The sequence below is a fragment of the Thioclava sp. PTB-PU3-1 genome (assembly GCF_055666785.1).
The window spans coordinates 1-17,301 of the sequence record NZ_JBVNVL010000002.1; the positions used below are offsets into that span (position 1 = coordinate 1).

17 protein-coding genes and 1 pseudogene are annotated in these 17,301 nt (G+C 60.2%); 13 read left to right on the forward strand and 5 right to left on the reverse strand.

Features of this window, described 5'->3' with window-relative positions:
- Positions 1-4: 4 nt before the first annotated feature.
- The 3 genes from ACZ7GB_RS05415 to ACZ7GB_RS05425 form a co-directional block, all read right to left on the reverse strand.
- A protein-coding gene (locus ACZ7GB_RS05415) for an IS5 family transposase (RefSeq protein WP_139291266.1) occupies positions 5-792 on the reverse strand; the annotation gives its coding sequence in 2 pieces (ribosomal slippage) (positions 5-453 and positions 453-792; 789 coding nt in all).
- Positions 793-858: 66 nt separating this feature from the next.
- Entirely contained in the window at positions 859-1,440 is a 582-nt protein-coding gene (locus tag ACZ7GB_RS05420) for an MliC family protein (RefSeq protein ID WP_472157911.1), read from the reverse strand.
- Between the two features lie 280 nt (positions 1,441-1,720).
- Positions 1,721-1,969, reverse strand: coding sequence for a hypothetical protein (locus ACZ7GB_RS05425; RefSeq protein WP_472157912.1), 249 nt, complete (start codon positions 1,967-1,969; stop codon positions 1,721-1,723).
- A gap of 625 nt (positions 1,970-2,594) precedes the next feature.
- On the opposite strand from ACZ7GB_RS05425, the gene ACZ7GB_RS05430 reads away from it, so the two are divergent.
- The 4 genes from ACZ7GB_RS05430 (at position 2,595) to ACZ7GB_RS05445 (ending at position 5,543) form a co-directional block, all read left to right on the forward strand.
- Positions 2,595-3,083, forward strand: coding sequence for a hypothetical protein (locus ACZ7GB_RS05430; protein WP_472157913.1), 489 nt, complete (start codon positions 2,595-2,597; stop codon positions 3,081-3,083).
- 108 nt (positions 3,084-3,191) lie between these two features.
- Positions 3,192-3,632 carry a hypothetical protein gene (locus tag ACZ7GB_RS05435; protein ID WP_472157914.1) on the forward strand — a complete coding sequence of 147 codons (441 nt, stop codon included), beginning with the start codon at positions 3,192-3,194 and terminating at the stop codon, positions 3,630-3,632.
- A 107-nt stretch (positions 3,633-3,739) separates the two neighbouring features.
- Positions 3,740-4,441: a hypothetical protein gene (locus ACZ7GB_RS05440; protein WP_472157915.1), complete on the forward strand. Its 702-nt coding sequence runs from the start codon at positions 3,740-3,742 to the stop codon at positions 4,439-4,441.
- A gap of 100 nt (positions 4,442-4,541) precedes the next feature.
- On the forward strand, positions 4,542-5,543 hold the full coding sequence (locus tag ACZ7GB_RS05445; RefSeq protein WP_472157916.1) for a tyrosine-type recombinase/integrase: 1,002 nt from the start codon (positions 4,542-4,544) through the stop codon (positions 5,541-5,543).
- 4 nt (positions 5,544-5,547) lie between these two features.
- Here ACZ7GB_RS05445 and ACZ7GB_RS05450 read toward each other — a convergent pair.
- A pseudogene (locus ACZ7GB_RS05450) lies at positions 5,548-5,664 on the reverse strand (protein NO VEIN domain-containing protein); the annotation flags it as partial.
- A gap of 385 nt (positions 5,665-6,049) precedes the next feature.
- Positions 6,050-6,820, reverse strand: coding sequence for a DeoR/GlpR family DNA-binding transcription regulator (locus tag ACZ7GB_RS05455; RefSeq protein WP_472157917.1), 771 nt, complete (start codon positions 6,818-6,820; stop codon positions 6,050-6,052).
- 191 nt (positions 6,821-7,011) lie between these two features.
- On the opposite strand from ACZ7GB_RS05455, the gene glpD reads away from it, so the two are divergent.
- The 9 genes from glpD (at position 7,012) to ACZ7GB_RS05500 (ending at position 17,295) form a co-directional block, all read left to right on the forward strand.
- A complete protein-coding gene (glpD, locus tag ACZ7GB_RS05460) occupies positions 7,012-8,610 on the forward strand; it encodes a glycerol-3-phosphate dehydrogenase (protein ID WP_472157918.1) in 1,599 nt (532 codons plus the stop codon).
- Between the two features lie 10 nt (positions 8,611-8,620).
- A complete protein-coding gene (locus tag ACZ7GB_RS05465) occupies positions 8,621-9,715 on the forward strand; it encodes an ABC transporter ATP-binding protein (protein ID WP_472157919.1) in 1,095 nt (364 codons plus the stop codon).
- Positions 9,716-9,726: 11 nt separating this feature from the next.
- Entirely contained in the window at positions 9,727-10,818 is a 1,092-nt protein-coding gene (locus ACZ7GB_RS05470) for an ABC transporter ATP-binding protein (RefSeq protein WP_472157920.1), read from the forward strand.
- A complete protein-coding gene (locus ACZ7GB_RS05475; RefSeq protein WP_083079934.1) occupies positions 10,818-11,690 on the forward strand; it encodes a carbohydrate ABC transporter permease in 873 nt (290 codons plus the stop codon). Before ACZ7GB_RS05470 ends, ACZ7GB_RS05475 begins: the two co-directional genes overlap by 1 nt.
- Positions 11,690-12,493, forward strand: a complete 804-nt coding sequence (locus tag ACZ7GB_RS05480) for a carbohydrate ABC transporter permease (protein WP_472157921.1) — start codon at positions 11,690-11,692, stop codon at positions 12,491-12,493. The genes ACZ7GB_RS05475 and ACZ7GB_RS05480 overlap by 1 nt, the downstream gene beginning before the upstream one ends.
- A gap of 12 nt (positions 12,494-12,505) precedes the next feature.
- Entirely contained in the window at positions 12,506-12,778 is a 273-nt protein-coding gene (locus ACZ7GB_RS05485) for a DUF2160 domain-containing protein (RefSeq protein WP_472157922.1), read from the forward strand.
- Between the two features lie 39 nt (positions 12,779-12,817).
- The gene (locus ACZ7GB_RS05490) at positions 12,818-14,548 is read left to right on the forward strand and encodes an ABC transporter substrate-binding protein (RefSeq protein WP_472157923.1); all 1,731 of its coding nucleotides are present in this window, start codon (positions 12,818-12,820) and stop codon (positions 14,546-14,548) included.
- A gap of 105 nt (positions 14,549-14,653) precedes the next feature.
- Entirely contained in the window at positions 14,654-16,153 is a 1,500-nt protein-coding gene (gene glpK, locus ACZ7GB_RS05495) for a glycerol kinase GlpK (RefSeq protein ID WP_472157924.1), read from the forward strand.
- The gene (locus ACZ7GB_RS05500) at positions 16,150-17,295 is read left to right on the forward strand and encodes an iron-containing alcohol dehydrogenase (RefSeq protein ID WP_472157925.1); all 1,146 of its coding nucleotides are present in this window, start codon (positions 16,150-16,152) and stop codon (positions 17,293-17,295) included. The genes glpK and ACZ7GB_RS05500 overlap by 4 nt, the downstream gene beginning before the upstream one ends.
- The last annotated feature ends 6 nt before the right edge of the window (positions 17,296-17,301 follow it).

Here is a 17,301-nt window from a genome sequence, read left to right on the forward strand (position 1 = left end):
TAGGTCATGTTGACAAATGGCGGAGCCAGAGGCGGATCGAGGCGATGTCGATGAAGCCAAGAAAGCTTTGGACGGTTTTGTCGTAGCGGGTCGCTACGCGACGGGAGTTCTTCAGCTTATTGAAGCACCTCTCCACGAGGTTTCTCAGGCGATAGAGGGGCCGGTCCACTCCGACGCGCTTCTTGCGCGACTTCCGCATTGGGATCACTGGTTGGATATTTCGGTTGCGCATGCCTTCTCGAATGCTGTCAGCATCGTAACCCTTGTCGGCCAGCAGAACAGAGGGTTCGGGCAGGTTGTCGTCCATGACGAGATCGAAGCCGAGGTAGTCGGAGGTCTGGCCGGGCGTGATGTCGGTTCGCATCGGTAGGCCAGCGGCATTCACGCGAAGGTGGATCTTGGTCGTGAAACCACCTTTCGAACGGCCAAGACCCTGTCGCGGAGTCCCCCTTTAGCGCCCGCTGCCTGATGATGGGCACGAACCACGGTGCTGTCGACCATTTGCAGCGCGTCGGGAACGATCCTGCTCTCGGTCAGCACCTCCAGGATCTGTTCCCAAAGTCCTGCAAGTGTCCAGCGGCGGAACTGCCGATACACACTCGACCATTTCCCGAACTCCTCGGGAAGATCCCGCCACGGCGCACCGGTGCGGGCAATCCAGAAAACGCCATCAAGAACAAGGCGGTGGTTCATCGGTTTGCGCCCGTTCGGGGCACGGGCTGCCAGGATGAACCGCTCAAAGAACACCCATTCCTCGTCCGACATAAGGTCTCGTGCCAAGCTGGTCTCCATCGCAGATACCAGCTTGAATCACGCCTATCCCGGGGTGTAAATCCCTTTTGTCAACATGACCTAGTTTCACTCATTGTTTGGGGTGCATTGCAGCAGGGACTCTTCCTTGATCGTATCGGTCAGCGTGACATTCTCACCCTTTGTCCACCATTCGTACCGCCCAGACACGTAACGGGCGCCTGAGGCGGAGACCACGTTGACGAATACACGATGATCTTCATCCACTGGCACCAGTGCCAGCACGTCGGATTCTGAAGTGAAATAGTGCACGACGAACGGTTGCCCTTCGTCGCATTCGTATTCTATCGTGCGTATCGCCATGTCTTCGGTATCAAAGCCGAGCGAAAACGAGACGTCCGCCGGCGCGGCCGAAGCTAATGCGACAGTTATCGCAATACTTGACACAAAGCGCATAAAATATCCTTCCTGTTTGTCAGAGACGGCCTTAGTAACAGCCGTTGTCCACGATCCTACTCCGACTGTATGGCTCCTACGAACGGCAGAAAAGTCCGCCCTGCCGACCTTCGCCCATGACAGATGCTGCGCGATGCATGAATGGCCGCTTCGGTGACGTTGCGGTGCCGCATCGTCGGTCGCTTCGAACGGCAGGATCGGGCCGGTCGCGACGTTTGGATGGAGATGGTCCAAAGGCGACACTCACCGCGCCGATAACGAACGGCAGCGATCGGCATTAGGCAGCCGGACGAATTTCAGTCAGACCAGAAATCCTCAATCAGGTCAGCTTAATCAGGTAGCTGACTTGCCCCGAGTTCGAGAAGGCGCTGCAGTGATTTTGCGTCTGCCCGCTCGTGAATATCCCATGGTGCTGAACGAACAGCGGGGCCATCGTTGAGATGGCCCCGATCGTCTTTGAGAAAGGCGCGCACTTTGTTTTGCGCGCAGGGTTCGAAGTCGAATCCGCGTCTTTTTAGGACATGAGTTCCTTATGCATCTCCAATGCCGCCTCGGTCACTTTGTCAAAGATAGCCTCAAGGTGCTTTTGCATATCCTCTGAGCTCAGTGCTTTGCCGGTGGCGTCATATTCGAGTCTCTCAAGAAAAATGCCCGCAGCCGGGAAGAACTCACCTTCGAGGCGAACCAAGCCCGAGATGCCCGTAATCTCCAGCCATGCCGAGAGGAAAACGTCGTCAGAAATCTTCATCTTCACAATCTTCATAATAGATCTCCATAACATGGATCGCCACTGCGATCCGTTCTTCGAAAGCGAGACCATCCCGCTCTCTACACTGGAGATCGGTTCGTTCGGTTCGGGACGGAAATCGAAAAGTAAAAAATATTTTGAGACCATAATTGGCGGTAGACCTTGTGATCCGCGAGCTCAGTCAGCGCTAGCGGAACCGACTGAGCCTTCCGCCGCGTGGTACTCCCTGCAGCGACGAAAATACGATGTGACACTTCTCTTCGACGAACGAGATGGCGCCACTTTCCCTGCACCCTAAGGCGCCCGTCCGGCGGACCGGGGGAGACTTTCGCCAATCTCCCCGGACCCTCTCGGCGTCCTTCCGACGGATCGAAGAGGCGCTCGCCACCCTCTCCGAACTCTCCTGGCGCCCCCGGCGGGTCGAGAGGGATGTCACCCCTCTCGACGCTCTCCCCGGCACCCGCGCGATCTGCCCGCAGGCGAGCGATCAATGGGTCGCGGGAGGGCAGGCCTCGGCGCATGTCTTGCTTGCGTGCAGCGTCTTTGACGCACGCAATCAAGCCACGCCCCGATGCCCCGTATCGGGGTTCGTTGGTGAGGTTCGGCGCGTCGTTCTTCTTATCAACGACACGAGGCACTCATGCTCCACGACCGATACCTTCGACTGCTCCCGGGGGGACAGCTCAAACCCGGCGATATCTTCCTCATGCGCTTCCCCTACGGCTCCGACCGCAGGCGCGACGGCGAGTTCGATATCCCGCCTGGCACGCGTCCTTGCTTGCTCCTCTCGCGCGGGTTGATCGGCGATACCCCGATGAACATCGTCGCGCCCGGTGTCAGCCCGGAGGGCCGGCTGCTGCGGGAAGATGACATCGTCATCGCCGATGACGACCAGGCGGCCGCTTGCGGGCTCTATCGTCCCACCATGTTCCGCGCATCGCATCGGCTCTTCATCGCGACTGGATCCGACCTGTTCGAGCGCAATGCTCGTATCGGGCGCCTCGGCCCGGCGCAGCGCGAACAATTCGAGGCAGTCGAGAAGCTGCTCGCAACCGCACCGCGTGAAGTCCGGTCGCGGCTGAGGCCGCGTGTCGCGATCTACCGCCCGAAACCTCTCATTCAGCCGTAACGCGCGCCGCCGATCGGGGCTGCAGCGTCCGTCCGCCTGTTTGTCGAGGCGGACGGATCTTGCAGCCCTGCTTCGTCTCCTGACCCCAATTTCTCCGAAAGATCACATATGACTCACGATAAACATCCCTCCGAACTCACCGCCGAAGAACTCCGCAAAGAGCGCAACGTGCTCGCAAACGTCGTTCACGGAGCGACCGCGACGCCGTCCCCGAAAGACCTCGAGAACGCGCCGCTTCTCGACGATTGGATGCTCTTCACCGGATTCGAGGACATCTCGCTGATCGGACGATTGACCGAAGCCAACGGCCGGACCCGAACGTTGATCACTCGGGCTCTCATCGCGCTCGATGACGATCTCGACTGGGCATTTCTCGAAGATGGCTACATGCGCCTCGGACCGCGGTTCTCCGTCGAAGAGTCCCCGCCGCATCTCGCGATGCGCGCCGTCGCGACAGATCTGAGAGGGATCCGCACGCAACTCGAGGGACAAGCATTTTGGGCGCAGAAGGCGCTCGATGCGCTCGGCGAGATGCGCTGCGATGCGTGATTTCCTGATGGTTAGAAATGATCCTGACGGGAGCGGCTGAACCGCAACCGCTGCGGCCCCTCGATGAGGGCCGCAGCGCCTGTAGTTCAGCTTCGAAAGGAAGTCCGATGTTTCAGCAACCGAACCGGATCGACAATGTGAAAGCGATGGCACGCGTGGCAATCGATGCTCTCCATGCGCTGCCGGCTGACGCTCTTCGGGGCGCAGAGCGCGATCGCGATTTCTGCGAGCAACTTGTGATCAAGGGCGAGGTGGTCGGCGAGGAATTCCGCGAGGCGAGCGCCGATCTTCTGCGGTACCTCGCACGGATCGAGCCCGAAGAACCATCTGCGCAAGAGCTCGGCAAGGTGATCTCCCGACTGCGAGACCAAGTCAATGGCTCCTATCGCACCGTCGTTGACCTCGCCCCCGAACGTGAGACGAACAGTTGTTTGGAGAAATTTTGTGCGCGGATTTTGGAGCCCTACGAGAAGTTACCAGATGCTCTTCAAAGGGATCTAACTTTGCGAATTTCGATGAAACCACGTCTCGAAACCCCGACTGTGCTGCAGGGCATTTGGCTCGTCACTGGCGAAGAGCTTGCTGAAGCGATGCGCTTTGACGGCGTGAAGGGGGCTTTTCGCAAGTGGTGCAAGGATATCGGAATCGAACCGGTTCCCGGACGGCGAAACCTTTACGATCCCAAGCTCGTGCGAGCTCGCCTCGATGCAGCTCAGGGCATGCAAACCCCATCTGCGAATGTCGAAGCTGCTCCCACGTTGTCGCTCGTAGAACAGAGAAGGATGCGTCGTGACAGTCTGTCGGCTTAAAGGAATTCATCGAGTGCGGAAGCGTTTGGCGACCGGCGCCGTCCGAGAATACCATTATGCATACCGTGGCGGTCCGTGCTTTTGGCGTACCGGCGATGCAATGGCGGTTGGTAGCTCGGACTACATTCAAGCCTTTGGCGAGGCTTCGAAGCCGAGGCGTCTTCGCGCGCAATCCGATCCAATCATGGCCTCATCGACGCGCGCAGTCATTGAGCGCTACCGAAAGTCGATCCACTTTCAGAAGCTCGCGGCACGAACACAAGCCGATTATGTGAAATACCTCAACGCTTTCGAAGCAGAATTCGGTGTCGATCCGATCAAACTCTTCGAAGAAAAGGCATCGCTCAGCGAAATCCGCTCTTGGAAAGAGCAATGGGTTCATTCCCCGAAAAGTTATGACTATGCGACGAGCGTCGTGACCCGCTTGCTCAACTGGGCACGCGATGAGGATGTGGCTATCGCGATCCATCATCACCTGAACGTGCCGCGAATCTATAAGTCTGATCGTTCAGAGATCATCTGGTTGCCAGAGGAGCTTGCTGCGCTTGTGAGGGTCGCTACTGAACGCGAAGCTCGCATCATCATAGCTGCCTCTGAGGGCGGCCTGACGCCGCAAGACATCGGGATTCTGACGCGTGACAATGTTCAGAAGACGCCGAAAGGGCGCCGCCTTCTCTTCAAACGTACGAAGACGTCAAAGGCGACGAGCATACCGGTTACCCCGGCATTGGCGAAGTTGATCGACGAAACGCCGAGGGGGCAGAAGTATCTATTCGTTTCTCTCCAGGGAAAGCAGCTCGAGGCGGTGCGCGCTTCCGATATCGTTCGCAAAGTTAAAGAGCGCGCGAACGCCGCAGCGGCAAAGGATCCAAAGTTGATCCATGTTCGCGATGAGCTTCGTCTCTACGATATGCGCGGAACGGCTGCGACCGAGTTGCTACGGGCCGGGTGTTCGCTCAACGAAATCGCGGTCACGATGGGCTGGGGGTTGCGCCACGCAGCAAACATCATCGAGAAATATGCGGCGATTGTGCCTGAGGTCGCCGATGAGGTGCTCGCGAAGCTGCTGGAGGCTCGGTCGCGATCCGACGAGGGCAAGTGAGCGCTCAGTTGAAGCTTGCCCTGAATGAGGTCGCCGTCAGCAACACATGCGCGTCGAGCGGCGGACGGAGTTCGAAGGCGCGGGGGCCGCGCGAGAACTGATAGAGGCGAAACAACACCCAGTTGTAGGACTGCGCGCAACGTTGTGGGCTGTACGCTGAATTCGTTATTAGATTCTGGCGAGTTTCAAGCAAAGCTTTGCGGTTCTTTTGCGTATAGGTTTGCGCAAATTTCGCATAACTTTGCGTTGCTATTCAGTATCTTGCGAGGCTAATTCTTTCAGATTCGACCGTAGCTTTTTTCCGTTTTGAGGGAAAGAAAAACGAACGCATATTCTCTATCTTTTTCGAGATCAAAGGAACCGGCTGGACGACAGTGCCGAGAGCGTTTCAAACAGTCCTGCGTGTTCGTTATCGTGCGGGCCGCCTGGTTCGCGGTGGGGACGTAGCAAGACCATCCGGAAATTGGCCCCGACGATAGCTCCTGCCTACAAGATTTCTCGAGCCTTCAGCGAGGTCCCGGGACAACGACTATCTTGGTGTTCCATTCCGCGCAGCGCTTGGTCAGCGCATCGGAGAGCGGCGCGTCGATGAAGATCGTGTCGATTTCTTCGAGAGAGGCGAGCCGCACCGGGGCGGAGCGCGTTAGTTTCGAACTGTCCGTGACCAAGAAGACCTTGCGCGCTTGGCGGATGATGGTCCGGCTGACCCGGACTTCTGCCAGGTCGTAGTCAAGTAGATCTCCCTCGTCATCGAGTGCCGAGACACCGATCACCGCGAAATCGACTTTGAACTGGCTCATGAAATCGGCGGTGAGATCGCCGACGAGACCGCCATCCGAACGACGCAAAATGCCGCCCGCCACCATGATTTCGCAACTTTCGTTTGCCAGCAAAGTATTGGCGACATTGCTGTTATTCGTGACCACGGTAATGTTCGAATGGTGGCAAAGTTCACGCGCCACAGCCTCGGTCGTGGTGCCGAGATTAAGGATTATCGAACTGTTATCGGGGATTTCCATGGCGCAGGCGCGTCCTATGGACGCTTTCGCATCCGCTCCCATCCGGCGTCGTTCTTCGTAATCGAAATTAACGACGCCTTTCCGGATCACGGCGCCGCCATGCACACGGTCGAGATGGCCCGCATCGGACAGCTCCGACAGATCACGACGGATGGTTTGAAGCGAAACATTGAAATGCTCCGCCAGCGTTTCGACCACGACACGCCCATCGCTGCGCGCAATTTCGAGGATCTCGTTCTGTCGAAAATTAAGCGCCATGCGACCTCCGTTGAATCCCACTGCCACAGCTTCACGCCCGTGTCACGCCATCGCTTCGTGCAATTTGCGAGATCGCGCAAAATCCTGCGAAATTTTAGAAAATCGCCACAAAACGATCAAAAACGAAAAAAACTTTTGACAGAAAGTAACGAATCGCTCACGTTTGTAGGTGCAGCGAAGGAGGATCGTCTGTGCCAGCTTTCGAAAATAACGACCGAGTGACCGATCTCTTCGTGATCGGCGGCGGCATCAACGGGTGCGGTATCGCCCGGGACGCTGCGGGGCGCGGACTATCGGTGACGCTTGCGGAAATGGGCGATCTCGCGCAGGCGACCTCGTCTTCTTCGACCAAATTGTTTCATGGTGGCTTGCGCTATCTCGAGTTCTTCGAATTCAGGCTGGTGCGCGAAGCGTTGCGCGAACGCGAAGTACTCCTGAACGCCATGCCCCATATCAGCTGGCCGATGCGTTTCGTGCTGCCCTATAGCGCCGACATGCGTTTCGAGAGCGACACGCCCACGTCGCGTCTGCTCTCGCGGATCATGCCCTGGATGAAAGGGCGCCGCCCGGCCTGGCTTATTCGGCTGGGCCTTTTTCTTTACGACCATCTTGGCGGGCGCAATCTGCTTCCCGGAACGGAAACTCTCGATCTTTCCGAGGACGAGGCGGGTCGACCGCTGCAAGAGCGGTTCCGTCTCGCCTACGAGTATTCGGATTGCTGGGTTCAGGATGCGCGTCTGGTCGTCTTGAACGCCCGGGATGCCGAGGCGCGCGGCGCCACGATCCTGACCCGTACGAAGGTCGTCGCAGCCGAACGGCGCGACGAGGTTTGGCATGTCACCACCGAAGGCAGGGAAGGGCGTCGCGAACACTACGCCCGCGCGCTGGTGAATGCCGGGGGGCCCTGGGTCGAGAACGTGATCACCAACACGGTGCGGATCAACACGCGGGAGTCGATCCGCTTGGTCCGTGGAAGCCATATCGTCACGCGCAAGCTCTACGACCACGACCGCTGCTATTTTTTCCAGGGCGAAGATGGCCGGATCTGCTTCGCGATCCCCTACGAGCAGGATTTCACGCTTATCGGCACCACCGATCAGGACCATCAGGGGCCGCCGGGCGAAGCCGTGTGCACCGACGCCGAGAAGGATTATCTCTGCGCTTTCGTTTCGAATTATTTCAAGACGCCGGTGACCCGGGACGACATTGTCTGGACCTATTCGGGCGTGCGGCCGCTTTACAATGACGGGGCGTCTTCGGCGACGGCGGCGACGCGCGACTACGTGCTCTCGCTGGACGATCAGGCGGAACTTCCGCTGCTCAACGTGTTCGGTGGAAAGATCACGACTTATCGCCGCTTGGCCGAAGGAGCGATGGCAAAGCTCGCACCCTATTTCCAAGATATGCGCAGCGAATGGACTGCGCGCGCATCCTTGCCGGGCGGAGAGTTCGCGCCGACCGAGACCGATCGAATTCTTGGCGAGCTCATGCGCGAGTACCCGTTCCTGGGCTCAGCCTGGGCGGAGCGGATGCTGCGCCATTATGGGCTCGATGCGCGCGAAATTCTGGGTAATGCGAAGTCGGCGGAGGATCTCGGACAGGATTTTGGCGCGACGCTCCGTGCCTCCGAGGTCGATTGGCTGATGAAGAAGGAATGGGCGCAGACGGCCGAAGATATCGTCTGGCGCCGAACGAAGCTCGGGCTCCGTCTGAGCGCATCCGAGATCGAAAAATTGGCCGAATACATGAAGACACGTCTCGCGGATCCGCAGGCGCGGGTAGCGGAATGAGGGGGCAGGCATGACACTGGAGTTGAAAGGCGTCGAGCGAGTAGTCGATGGGCGGATTCACATCCATCCGACTGACCTCGTCTTGCAGAAAGGCACGATGAACGTGCTTCTCGGGCCGACGCTGGCGGGCAAGACGTCGCTGATGCGGCTTATGGCGGGGCTGGACGAGCCGAGCGCCGGCCGGGTTTTCTGGGAAGGCGAGGACGTTACCGGCGCGCGGGTGCAGGACCGCAAGGTGGCGATGGTCTACCAGCAATTCATCAACTACCCGGCGATGAGTGTCTACGACAACATCGCCTCGCCGCTGCGACTGCAGAAGCGCGAGGCCTCTGAGATCGACCGGCGCGTCCGCGAGACCGCCGAGATGATGAAGCTGACGCCGATGCTCGAGCGCAAACCGCTGGAGCTGTCGGGCGGCCAGCAGCAACGCTGCGCGCTGGCGCGGGCGCTCGTAAAAGGCGCGGGGCTCGTGCTGCTCGACGAACCGCTGGCCAATCTCGACTACAAGCTCCGCGAGGAGTTGCGTGTCGAAATTCCGAAAATCTTCGAAGCTTCCGGCGCGATCTTCGTCTACGCCACGACCGAGCCGGAAGAGGCACTGCTGCTCGGTGGCAATACCGCGACGCTCTGGGAGGGGCGGATCACGCAGTTCGGCCCGACCGCCGAGGTCTACCGCCAGCCGCGCGACCAGATTACGGCGCGGGTCTTCTCGGATCCGCCGATGAATTTCGTCGACGTCGCGCGCGACGGTCACCGTCTCGTTTTCGGCGGAGAGGCGCGCTGGCCGGCCGACGGCGGTTTCGCGCAGCTCGAGGCAGGGCGCTACATCGCCGGCTTCCGGCCCAATCACGTCCACTTGGCGCGCGAGGGCGGGGATGGCAACGCGCTCGAATTCCGCTGCCAGCTGACCGGCACCGAGGTGACGGGATCGGAGACTTATCTGCATCTGCGTCACGGCGACCAGTCCTGGGTCGCCTTGATCCCTGGCGTCTATGACCTCGGCACGGGGGACGAGGTGGTGATCGCGGTCGATACCGACCGGATTTACCTGTTCTCCGAGGATGGATCTCTTGCGGTTCCGGCCGCATATGCGCAGGCGGCTTGAGGGGGAAGACAATGGCACAAATCACTTTGAACAATCTCGCGCATAGTTATCTGCCCGATCCGAGTTCGGAGGATGACTGGGCGCTCAAACCCTTCGATCATATCTGGGACGACGGCGGCGCCTATGCGCTTCTGGGATCCTCGGGCTGCGGAAAATCGACACTTCTCAACATCATCTCGGGGCTGCTGCAACCCTCGCAGGGCCGGATCCTTTTCGACGGAAAGGACGTCACCCACGCAGCGACAGCGGAACGAAATATCGCACAGGTGTTCCAGTTTCCCGTCGTCTACGACACGATGACAGTGCGCGACAACCTTGCCTTTCCCCTGAAAAATCGCGGCATGAGAGCCGATTACATCAAGGCGCGGGTCGACCAGATTGCCGCGATGATCGGGATGGAGGATGTGCTTTCGCGTAAGGCACGCGGCCTGACTGCGGACGCCAAGCAGAAGATCAGCCTCGGGCGCGGCATGGTGCGTGAGGACGTCAATGCGATCCTCTTCGACGAGCCGCTGACCGTTATCGACCCGCATATGAAGTTCGAACTGCGCACGCAGCTGAAAGCGCTGCATCGCGAGTTCGGGCACACGATGATCTACGTCACCCATGACCAGACAGAGGCGCTGACCTTCGCCGATAAGGTGGTGGTGATGTCCGAAGGCCGGGTCGTGCAGATGGGAACGCCGAAAGAATTGTTCGAACGGCCCGCGCATACATTCGTGGGCTACTTCATTGGCTCTCCAGGGATGAATTTCCTCGAGGCCAAGGTGTCGGGGGCGCGGGCCGTCATTGACGGCTACGAGATCCCGCTGGGCGCGGCCTATTCGAATGGGCCATTGGAAGGTCGCGTCCAGCTTGGCATCCGTCCGGAATTCTGTGCGCTCTCCGATGTAGGCGATGGCCTGCCTGTTCAGATCGAGCGCGTCGAAGATGTCGGGCGCCACCGGATCGTCCGGGCCCGGGCTGGCGGGACAGAGCTGAACATCTCCGTGCCGGAGGGCGCGCCTGTGCCCGCAGATTCGAACCGGCTGATCCTCGCACCTGAACAGATCAACATTTACGCCGACAATTGGCGCGTCGCACCGATCGGGGAGGCAAGCTGATGGAAAAGACACAGAATAACCGCGCTTGGTGGCTGGTTCTGCCAGTCCTGTTGCTGGTCGCCTTCTCGGCGGTGATCCCACTGATGACAGTGGTGAATTATTCGGTTCAGGACACGTTCGGAAACAACGTCTTCTTCTGGGCCGGGCTCGAATGGTTCGATGAGATGCTGCATTCGGATCGCATGTGGAACGCGCTCGGGCGGCAGACGATGTTCTCGGCGATCATCCTCGCGATCGAGGTGCCGCTCGGGGTTTTCGTTGCGCTCAACATGCCCAAGCGTGGCGCCTGGGCCTCGTTCTGTCTGGTGACGATGGCACTGCCTCTGCTGATCCCGTTCAACGTGGTCGGTACGATCTGGCAAATCTTCGGGCGCGTGGATATCGGTCTTCTGGGCTATTCGCTCGACGCGCTGGGGATCGACTACAACTACACCGCCAATGTCCGCGATGCCTGGATCACCATCGTCGTGATGGATGTCTGGCACTGGACTTCGCTGGTCGCGCTTCTGGCCTATGCGGGGCTGCAATCCATTCCCGACGCCTATTACCAGGCAGCCAAGATCGATCAGGCGAGCCGCTGGAAGATTTTCCGCTACATTGAACTGCCGAAGATGCAGGGCGTGCTGACCATCGCGATTTTGCTGCGCTTCATGGATAGTTTTAAGATCTACACCGAACCCTTCGTCGTCACCGGCGGCGGACCTGGCAACTCCACCACCTTCCTGTCGATCGATCTTGTGAAGATGGCGCTGGGGCAATTCGACCTCGGTCCCGCTGCGGCCTACTCGCTGATGTATTTCCTCGTGATCCTGCTGGTGAGCTGGGCCTTCTACACGGTGATGACCAATATCGAGAAGTCGGAGGGCAAGTGATGCGACTGAAATCACAACCGATCGTCATGGCGCTTTACCTGCTGTTCCTGATGATCCCAATCTACTGGCTTCTGAACATGAGCCTGAAGACCAACGAAGAGATCCTGTCGAGCTTTTCGCTCTGGCCGCATGATCTGACGTTCGGAAACTACGTCAAGATCTTCACCGATCCGAGCTGGTACATGGGCTATGTCAATTCGCTCATCTACGTGGTCCAGAACACGGTGATTTCGATCACGGTCGCGCTGCCTGCTGCCTACGCATTCTCGCGTTACAACTTCATGGGCGACAAGCATCTGTTTTTCTGGCTGCTCACCAATCGGATGGCGCCGCCCGCGGTCTTCGCCCTGCCGTTCTTTCAGCTCTATTCGTCGATCGGGCTATTCGACACGCATATTGCGGTGGCTTTGGCGCATACGCTGTTCAACGTGCCCCTCGCGGTCTGGATTCTCGAGGGCTTTATGCGCGGGGTTCCGAAGGAGATCGACGAGACCGCCTATATCGACGGCTATTCCTTCGGGCGCTTTTTCATCAAGATCTTCATGCCGCTAATCGCATCCGGCATCGGGGTCGCGGCCTTCTTCTGCTTCATGTTCTCTTGGGTCGAACTGCTGCTATCGCGCACGCTGACCTCGGTCGATGCCAAGCCGATCGGGGCAACCATGACCCGGACCGTTTCCGCTTCGGGGGTGGATTGGGGGCTGCTCGCAGCTGCTGGGGTTCTCACCATCATTCCCGGGGCGCTCGTGATCTATTTCGTGCGCAACTACATCGCCAAGGGCTTCGCCCTGGGCCGCGTCTGAGGAGGTAGCACTATGAGCTGGATGGCATGGACATGGCCGACCGCATTGTTCTTCGCGGTGATTGCGCTCCTCTTGGTGATCTTCACCGTGATCGGTATCAAGCGTCCCGAGACGCCGCGCATCGGCATCCTTCGTATTGAGACGACCCGGGGCGACCGGCTGTTCATCAGCCTGCTCGGGGCGGCTTTCGTCAATCTGATCTGGCTGGGCATGGCGGGAGCGCCGGTCTGGGGCGGGCTGATTCTCAGCTTCGTCTGGGCGGCGGCCGTGTTCCGCTGGGTCTGATCCGAAACAAACAACGCAAACACTCAGGGAGGAGAAACTATGAGACTGCGTTTAACTACCGCGATGGCGCTTGCGCTAATGGTCGCGTCACCAGCCTTGGCCGATATGGAGGCGGGCAAGCAGTTCCTCGATCAGGAAATCGGCGACATGACGACACTGTCGCAAGCCGATGCCGAAAAGGAACTGCAATGGTTCGTCGACGCGGCGAAGCCGTATCAGGGCATGGAGATCCACGTGGTCTCGGAATCGCTCACGACCCACGCCTACGAGTCGAAAACGCTCGCGCCGTGGTTCGAGAAGATCACCGGTATCAAGGTGATCCATGACGTGATTCAGGAAGGTGACGTCGTCGAGAAGATTCAGACCCAGATGCAGACGGGCGAGAATATCTACGACGCCTATGTCAACGACTCTGACTTTATCGGGACGCATTGGCGCTATGGTCAGGTCCGCGATCTGACCGACTGGATGGCGGGCGACGGTAAGGCGGTCACCGACCCCTATTTCGACCTCGAGGATTTCATCGGCCTGAGCTTCACCACCGGGCCGGACGGCAAGCTCTATCAGCTTCCCGACCAGCAATTCGCGAACCTCTACTGGTTCCGCTACGACTGGTTCAACGATGAAAAGACCAAGGCCGACTTCAAGGCTGAATACGGTTATGATCTCGGCGTGCCGGTAAACTGGTCGGCATACGAGGATATCGCCAAGTTCTTCACTGGGCGCGACATGTCCTATATTGGCGGTCCGAAGAAGGTCTATGGCAACATGGACTACGGCAAGAAGGACCCGTCGCTTGGCTGGCGCTTCACCGATGCGTGGCTCTCGATGGCCGGCGAAGGCGACAAGGGTCTGCCGAACGGCAAGCCGGTTGACGAATGGGGTATCCGGGTCAACGACAAGGATCAGCCGGTTGGCTCCTGTGTCGACCGCGGTGGTGCGACCAACGGCCCTGCAGCGGTCTATGCGGTGCAGAAGTATATCGATTGGCTGAAGAACTATGCTCCGCCGTCTGCCGAGGGCATGACCTTCTCCGAGGCTGGACCGGTTCCGGCGCAGGGCGAGGTTGCCCAGCAGGCCTTCTGGTATACCGCCTTCACCGCCGACATGGTGAAGAAGGGTCTGCCTGTCGTGAACGAGGATGGTACGCCGAAGTGGCGCATGGCACCGTCGCCGCATGGCGCTTACTGGGAGAAGGGCATGAAGCTCGGCTACCAGGACGTGGGTTCGTGGACGCTGATGAAATCCACTCCGCTCGAGCGGGCACAGGCCGCGTGGCTCTATGCTCAGTTCGTGACGTCGAAACTCGTCGACGTGAAGAAGAGCCAAGTGGGTCTGACCTTCATTCGTGAAAGCACGATCCAGGACAAGAGCTTCACCGATCGCGCGCCCGATCTGGGCGGTCTGATCGAATTCTACCGCTCGCCCGCTCGCGTTCAGTGGACGCCCACGGGCACCAACGTGCCGGATTATCCGAAACTGGCGCAGCTGTGGTGGCAGAATATCGGAGATGCGTCTTCGGGTGCGAAAACCGTCCAGGAAGCCATGGACTCGCTCTGCGAAGCTCAGGAAAAGGTGCTTGAGCGTCTCGAGCGTGCGGGTGTCCAAGGCGACAAGGGGCCGAAAATGGCTGACAAGCACGATCTCGAATGGTGGCATAAGTATTCGGTCGACAATGGCTCGCAGTCGCCCAAGCTTAAGCTGGACAACGAGAGCGAAAAGCCGATCACGGTCGATTACGACGAGCTTGTGAAAAGCTGGAATGAATAATGAATAGCTGAAACAAGACGAGGCGGTGCTACGGCATCGCCTTGATCTCTTTCTCGCCATGCCTTGGCTGCACGGGGCATCGCCGGACAGAGAACGGTAGGATTCATGGCGAGCTATATTCTGGCAATCGACCAAGGCACCACGTCTTCGCGCGCGATCGTCTTTGACGCTGCGCTGCGCCCGGTGGCGAGCGCGCAGCAGGAATTCACGCAGCACTTCCCGCATTCCGGCTGGGTCGAGCATGATGCCGAGGAAATCTGGGACAGCGTGCTGGCGACCGTGCGCGGTGCGATCGAGAAGGCCGGGATTTCGGCCTCCGACATTTCCGGCATCGGCATCACCAACCAGCGCGAGACGACGCTGGTCTGGGATCGCGAGAGCGGCAAGCCGATCCACAACGCCATCGTCTGGCAGGACCGCCGAACCGCCGAATTTTGCCGCGAGCTGCGCGAGGACGGGTTCGAGGAGACCGTAACTGCGCGCACCGGGCTGATCGTCGATCCCTATTTCTCTGCCACGAAACTGCGCTGGCTGCTGGAAAATGTCGACGGCGCGCGCGAGAAGGCCGAGGCGGGCAAGCTCGCCTTCGGGACCATCGACAGCTGGTTGATCTGGAAACTGACGGGCGGCGCGTCGCATGTGACGGATGCCACCAATGCCGCGCGCACGATGCTCTACGATATCGCCAAGGGCCGCTGGTCGACGACCATCGCGGCCAAGCTCGGCGTGCCGATGGAGATGCTCCCCGAGGTCAAGGATTGCGCCGCCGAGTTTGGCGTCACGCAGTCCGACCTGTTCGGTGCGGACATCCCGATCCTCGGCGTCGCGGGCGACCAGCAGGCGGCGACCGTGGGGCAGGCCTGCTTCAAGCCGGGGATGCTGAAATCGACTTATGGCACCGGATGCTTTGCACTGCTCAATACCGGCGATCAGATGGTGCGCTCGGAGAACCGCCTGCTGACGACCATCGCCTATCAGCTCGACGGGAAGGTCACCTACGCGCTCGAAGGCTCGATCTTCGTCGCCGGGGCCGTGGTGCAATGGCTGCGCGATGGGCTGAAGATCATCGAGGCCGCCGATCAGACCCAGGCGCTGGCCGAGCAGTCCGACCCCGAGCAAGACGTCATCATCGTGCCCGCCTTCACCGGCCTCGGCGCGCCTTACTGGAACCCTGACTGCCGCGGCGCGGTCTTCGGCCTGACCCGCAGCTCCGGCCCGGCCGAGTTCGCGCGCGCGGCGCTGGAATCGGTCGGCTTCCAGACCCGCGATCTGCTGGAGGCAATGCAGGCCGACTGGTCCGATGACGCCCGCCCGACCCTGCGCGTCGATGGCGGGATGACGGCCTCGGACTGTGCGATGCAGTTCCTGTCCGACATCCTCGGCGCGCCGGTGGACCGGCCCGAAGTGTTGGAAACAACGGCGCTCGGCGCGGCATGGCTCGCGGGCTACAAGGCGGGGATTTATCCCGAGCCGGAAGAGTTCGCGAAGGGCTGGGCGCTCGATCGCAACTTCGCCCCCGCGATGGACGAGGCCAAACGCGAAGCCCGGTATGCAGAATGGAAACGCGCCGTCGAGGCCACTATCGCGGCGGTGGGTCCAGTATGATGGAGTTTTCGTTGCGCTTTCCCGGCCGTATTCTTTTCGGGCGCGACGAGCGGCATGCGAGCGCCGATCTGATCGCGCGCTATGGGGCGCGTGTAGCGCTCGTGCGCGGACGCTCGGTCGATTGGGCCGACACGCTGGAAGATGCTCTGCGCGAAGCGGGCCGAACGGTCGAGGTGATAATCAGTCGCGGAGAGCCGAGCTATCCCGATCTACGTGATGCGCTCGAGCGGCTGCGCGAGATGCGCCCCGATTGCGTCGTGGCGGTCGGGGGCGGTGCGGTGCTCGATCTGGGCAAGGCCTTGGCGGCTCTGATCCCTGCCGCGAGCGATCCGATCGTGCATTTTGAACTGGTCGGGGAGGGGTGCCCGCTGAACGCGCCGCCGCAGCCGTTCATTGCGATCCCTACCACTGCCGGCACCGGGGCGGAGGCCACCCGCAATGCGGTGATCCAGTTCCCCGAACACCGCCGGAAGGTCAGCCTGCGCGACGACCGGATGATGGCCTCGCTCGCGATCGTCGATCCGGCGCTGACCGATCGCTGCCCGCGCGCGGTTACGCTGGCCTCGGGGCTGGACGCGCTGACGCAGGTGATTGAGCCCTATCTCTGCAGCCGCGCGAATATACTGACCGACACGCTGTGTCGTGATGCGATCCCGCGGGCGATCCATGCGCTTGTCCAGCTGATGGCGGAGGAGAGCACGAATGCACGAGACGACATGGCGCGGGCGAGCCTGTTCGGCGGTATGGCGTTGGGCAATGCAGGCCTTGGCGCGGTGCATGGTTTCGCTGGCGTGATTGGGGGGCAAAGCGGGGCGGCGCATGGCGCGATCTGCGGACGGCTCCTGCCAGGGGTACTACAGGCGAACCGTGCCGCCGTGGCGAGCGATGCCGCGATGGTTGCGCGCTTTGACGAGGTTGCAGACTGGCTGGGCGAGGGGCTGGCCGTTGCGTGGACCGACGCTTTCACGGCGCTGGAACGGCAGATCGACGAATGGGGGCTGCCACGGCTTGGCGCGATGGGCGTCGACTCCGATGAGATCGAGGAGATTGCGCGGCTGTCGAAGTCCAGCTCCTCCATGGCCGCGAACCCTGTGACACTGGGCGAAGATGTTCTGTGCGACATTCTGCGCGCCGCGTTCTGAGCGACC

Bases quoted from the DNA above. Each gene is read 5' to 3' on its own strand.
- ACZ7GB_RS05425 (WP_472157912.1), bottom strand. From the start codon at position 1,969: ATGAAGATTGTGAAGATGAAGATTTCTGACGACGTTTTCCTCTCGGCA.
- ACZ7GB_RS05430 (WP_472157913.1), top strand. From the start codon at position 2,595: ATGCTCCACGACCGATACCTTCGACTGCTCCCGGGGGGACAGCTCAAA.
- ACZ7GB_RS05435 (WP_472157914.1), top strand. From the start codon at position 3,192: ATGACTCACGATAAACATCCCTCCGAACTCACCGCCGAAGAACTCCGC.
- ACZ7GB_RS05440 (WP_472157915.1), top strand. From the start codon at position 3,740: ATGTTTCAGCAACCGAACCGGATCGACAATGTGAAAGCGATGGCACGC.
- ACZ7GB_RS05445 (WP_472157916.1), top strand. From the start codon at position 4,542: ATGGCGGTTGGTAGCTCGGACTACATTCAAGCCTTTGGCGAGGCTTCG.
- ACZ7GB_RS05455 (WP_472157917.1), bottom strand. From the start codon at position 6,820: ATGGCGCTTAATTTTCGACAGAACGAGATCCTCGAAATTGCGCGCAGC.
- ACZ7GB_RS05465 (WP_472157919.1), top strand. From the start codon at position 8,621: ATGACACTGGAGTTGAAAGGCGTCGAGCGAGTAGTCGATGGGCGGATT.
- ACZ7GB_RS05470 (WP_472157920.1), top strand. From the start codon at position 9,727: ATGGCACAAATCACTTTGAACAATCTCGCGCATAGTTATCTGCCCGAT.
- ACZ7GB_RS05475 (WP_083079934.1), top strand. From the start codon at position 10,818: ATGGAAAAGACACAGAATAACCGCGCTTGGTGGCTGGTTCTGCCAGTC.
- ACZ7GB_RS05480 (WP_472157921.1), top strand. From the start codon at position 11,690: ATGCGACTGAAATCACAACCGATCGTCATGGCGCTTTACCTGCTGTTC.
- ACZ7GB_RS05485 (WP_472157922.1), top strand. From the start codon at position 12,506: ATGAGCTGGATGGCATGGACATGGCCGACCGCATTGTTCTTCGCGGTG.
- ACZ7GB_RS05490 (WP_472157923.1), top strand. From the start codon at position 12,818: ATGAGACTGCGTTTAACTACCGCGATGGCGCTTGCGCTAATGGTCGCG.
- glpK (WP_472157924.1), top strand. From the start codon at position 14,654: ATGGCGAGCTATATTCTGGCAATCGACCAAGGCACCACGTCTTCGCGC.
- ACZ7GB_RS05500 (WP_472157925.1), top strand. From the start codon at position 16,150: ATGATGGAGTTTTCGTTGCGCTTTCCCGGCCGTATTCTTTTCGGGCGC.